This window comes from Pseudoalteromonas sp. Z1A6 (assembly GCF_011378745.1).
Taxonomy (GTDB): Bacteria; Pseudomonadota; Gammaproteobacteria; order Enterobacterales; family Alteromonadaceae; genus Pseudoalteromonas; species Pseudoalteromonas arctica.
This window is the reverse complement of record NZ_WTKW01000337.1, coordinates 1-4467: the sequence shown is the minus strand read 5'-3', so window position 1 is coordinate 4467 and position 4467 is coordinate 1. Positions and strand designations below refer to the sequence as shown.

Genomic DNA, 4467 nt, shown 5'->3' with positions numbered 1-4467 from the left:
GGGGTTCGAATCCCCTTGGGGACGCCACTTACTATTTTAAGTATTGTATAAAGCAGTGTTACATAACACTCTATATGCACGATGTTATTAAGAGTATCAATCTCTTAGCTATATCATTTACTACTTAGATAGGGAAGTGCAGTGTTATTAGAATAAAACCACAAATTAACACCCTCATTTCACACTTCATTTTTATATCAATCTATTTACACTTTGTTACAAAACCAAGCCCATAATCGCTCCATACTCCTTGTTGTACTTTTAATTAGTCTTTAAACTCATTGAGTTAATTTAAATATGGACTAAAAAATGAAACTCACAAAAATTGCACTTGCTGTTTTACTTGCATCAGGGTTGGCTGCATGTAATAGCTCAACTCAAGCTGTTGATAAAAATATTGTTACAGAAACATCAATTCCTGGCGTTACACTTATTGAATCAGTGAAATCTAATGCAGGTGAAATCAACATACCGTATAAAAAATATAAACTAGATAACGGTTTAACTGTAATTGTGCATGAAGATCATTCAGATCCCTTAGTACACGTTGATGTAACATACCACGTTGGTTCTGCTCGCGAAGAGTTGGGTAAGTCAGGCTTTGCTCACTTTTTTGAGCATATGATGTTTCAAGGTTCAGAGAATGTTGCTGATGAGGAACATTTTAAAATAATATCTGAAGCAGGCGGTACTTTAAATGGTACAACTAACTCAGATAGAACAAATTATTTTGAAACAGTACCTGTAAATCAATTAGAAAAAATGTTGTGGCTAGAAGCTGATCGAATGGGCTTTTTACTCGATGCTGTAACCCAAGAAAAATTTGAAGTACAACGCGAAACAGTAAAAAATGAGCGCGGCCAACGTGTTGATAATCGCCCTTATGGTCGTTTAGGTGAACGTGTTGCTCAAGCGATGTATCCAGATGGTCATCCATATTCATGGCCAGTAATTGGTTTTATGGACGATCTTAATCGCGTAAATGTAAATGATTTAAAAGCATTCTTTTTAAAGTGGTATGGTCCTAATAATGCAACGCTTACTATTGGTGGCGATATCAACGCTAATGAAATACTGCCATTAGTTACTAAATACTTTGCACCAATTCCAAAAGGCCCTGAAATCCCTACAGTAGAAAAAACAGCTGTAACACTCAATGCTGATAGATATATTTCAATGGAAGATAAGGTACATTTGCCTTTATTAAGTATGAGTTTCCCAACGACTTACGCTCGCTCTGAAGATGAAGCACCTCTTGATATACTTGCTGAAATATTGGGTGGTGGTAATAATTCACTACTATACAAAAACTTAGTTAAAACTCAACTTGCTGTTCAAGCAAGTGCAAATCATCCATGCCAAGAGTTAGCGTGTTCAATTAGTCTTTATGCTTTACCAAATCCTACAGCAGGGAAAACGTTAGCTGATATGGAAAAAATCATTCGTGATTCATTTGTTGAATTTGAAGAGCGTGGCGTTACACAAGATGATTTAGATAAAGTAAAAGCTAAAATAGAATCTGGTGCAATTTTTGGTCTGCAAAGCGTATCAGGAAAAGTCTCTCAACTAGCCGCGTCAGAAACGTTTACAGGTAACCCAAATTCAGCTAAAGATGAGATTGCACGTTATAACAAAGTTACAAAAGCTGATGTTATGCGTGTTTTTAATCAATATATCAAAGGTAAATCTGCCGTTATTATGAGTGTTGTACCAGAAGGGCAAACTCAACTTATAGCTGCTCCAGACAACTTTACGCCTAAATCGCATGATTTTGGAGGTCCATCTACAACTTCAGCTGATGATTTAGTGGCACGAAGAGCTGTTGATACATTTGATCGAAGTGCTCATCCAGTAGCAGGTGCAAACCCTGCCGTTGATGTGCCTGCACTTTGGCAAACTAATACCGCAAACGGTATTAAAATATTAGGCACTCAGAGTACCGAAACTCCAACGACTGCTATTTTCATTAAAGTCCCGGGTGGATTATATAATGAGCAAGCTAGTAAAGTGGGTTTATCGTCAATGACCGCATCGCTTATGAGTGAGGCTACGCAAAACTACACGACAGAGAAAATGAGTAACGCGCTTGAAAAGTTGGGTAGCCAGGTAAGTATCTACTCAGATAAAACACATACAAATGTGTATGTTTCTAGCTTAACCAAAAATCTAGATGCAACATTAAAGCTTGTAGAAGAAAAGTTATTTAAACCGGCATTTAATGCAGATGACTTTGAGCGTAATAAAAAGCAAATCATTCAAAATATTCAACATTCAATGAAGGATGCTGGGTATTTAGCATCTAATACATATAGTAAATTACTATATGGCAACAATATAGCTGCACTTCCAAGTACTGGAACGCTTAATAGTATAGAGGCTATTACACTTGCTGACGTTAAAGCTTTTTATAACGCAAACTTTAAACCGCAGGGCGCTCAAGTAATTATTGTTTCTGATTTAAAAGAGTCAACAATTGAACCAAAAGTTAAAGCTACACTTACAAATTGGAAAGGTAAATCGAGCTTAGTAGCGGTTGATTTCAGTGAACCTAAAGTAGAAACTAATGTAATTTATTTGGTCGATAAACCAGACGCTCCTCAATCAGAAATTCGTATAGGTAAACGCGATATGGTTGAAGATATTACAGGTGAGTTTTTTAAAGCTAACTTGATGAACTTTGCACTTGGTGGCACGTTTAATAGCCGTATCAATCTAAATTTACGAGAAGATAAAGGCTACACTTACGGTGCTCGCTCTCGTTTCTGGGGTGATAAAACATCAGGTGGCTTTACCGCTTCTGCAGCGGTGAGAGCCGACTCTACTGCAGCGTCTATTACAGAGTTTACTAATGAGCTTAATAACTATGCTCAAAACGGTGTCACTGATGAAGAGCTTATGTTTATGCGTAAGGCTATCAATCAAAAAGATGCGCTTAAATACGAAACGCCTAATGCAAAACTTGGCTTTTTAGCACAAATATTAGAATTCGATTTAAAACCTAGCTTTGTAAAAGAAAGGAATGAGATTGTTAGCAATATCAGCAAAGAAGAAGTTAACGCCTTAGCTAAAAAACACTTAAATACTAAAGACATGATTTATTTAGTAGTGGGTGATGCTAAAACACTTCGTCCAGAGCTCGAAAAATTAGGTATGAAGGTTGTTGACTACAGTCTTTAATATTTAAATAAATCATTGGAATTATAAAGCAGCTTTTTTAGCTGCTTTTTTTTGCCTAATTGTAGAGTGTTGAATTTTTTGTGAAAAATAGATTACAAGGAGCAACTACAGCATCTTTCTTTAGATATAAAATATAGTTTTATAGCTTAAACCTTCAAAGAACATCACATTCCTAGCTTTTTTATTCAGTACTTATAAAGATTCGATTTGGTAGCATAAATTTAAACATCCAACTTTATTAGGAGGATTTATGGCAAGTGGATGGGCACGAGACGGTGCAATTCAAGATCAAATTGATGCGAGTGTTAATGACGCCGTACAGTATGCAAGAAGCAATTTAATATCTGGCGCAAGTGCAGAGTTATGTGATGAGTGCGATGAGGAAATCCCACAAGCACGAAGGCTCGCGTTACCAGGAGTGCGCTATTGTGTTGCATGCCAAGCTGCAATAGAAGGTAATGGTGCTAGCGCTAAATCGTTTAATAGACGTGGCAGTAAAGACAGTCAGTTGCGTTAAAAGGTGCTAAAAAGCACCTTTTTTAATTTAAACTAGCACCCATAACTTACATAACTTAAAAGTTACTCATGTCATCTTTTTTCTGAATAAGTTCTATTGAATAACCGTCAGGGTCTTTTACAAAAGCAATTTCAGTAGTACCGCCTTTTACAGGCCCAGGTTCACGACTAACATTACCACCGGCTGCCTTAATATCAGCACAGGCTTTGTAAATATTATCAAATTCGATGGCTATATGGCCATAAGCATTACCAAGGTCGTAGCTATCCTCATCCCAGTTATATGTCAATTCTAGGACTGTCGTGTCCTTCTCATCTCCATACCCAATAAAAGCCAATGTATATCGATACTCGTCATTGTCTGCGCGTCGTAACTCTTTCATACCTAATACTTCAGTATAAAAAGCAATTGATTTGTCTAAATCCGCTACACGCAGCATAGTATGTAATAAACGCATTATTCAGTTCCTTTAGTGATTTTTCAAAGTTCAGTATATTTTTAACTAAGCGCTATTATTAAGCGCATTTTGTGGTTTTTATATGTATTAGCCATATATGTAGGCGTTACGTACAAATCACAACCTCAATACCATTTAGAGTCGGAAGCTGTTCACGTATGGTCTTTATAATTTCACCAATAACATCAATTGTAAATTACCAATTAATGAACCATTTTATTGAATTTTGCATATTTAAATAAAGAACACTCAATTATTGGTCAACCTATTAGTATAAAAAAGTTACTGATTGTTCAACAAAATTTAACCTATGTCT

3 protein-coding genes are annotated in these 4467 nt (G+C 36.2%); 2 read left to right on the top strand and 1 reads right to left on the bottom strand.

Annotated elements, in window-relative coordinates:
* Positions 1-309: 309 nt before the first annotated feature.
* On the top strand, positions 310-3177 hold the full coding sequence (locus tag GQR46_RS16625) for a pitrilysin family protein (protein WP_165741571.1): 2868 nt from the start codon (positions 310-312) through the stop codon (positions 3175-3177).
* Between the two features lie 250 nt (positions 3178-3427).
* Positions 3428-3694 carry a DksA/TraR family C4-type zinc finger protein gene (locus GQR46_RS16620; RefSeq protein WP_165729482.1) on the top strand — a complete coding sequence of 89 codons (267 nt, stop codon included), beginning with the start codon at positions 3428-3430 and terminating at the stop codon, positions 3692-3694.
* 55 nt (positions 3695-3749) lie between these two features.
* Here GQR46_RS16620 and gloA read toward each other — a convergent pair whose 3' ends face one another.
* Complete coding sequence (gene gloA, locus GQR46_RS16615; protein ID WP_165729483.1) at positions 3750-4151, bottom strand: lactoylglutathione lyase; 402 nt, start codon at positions 4149-4151, stop codon at positions 3750-3752.
* Positions 4152-4467: the final 316 nt, after the last annotated feature.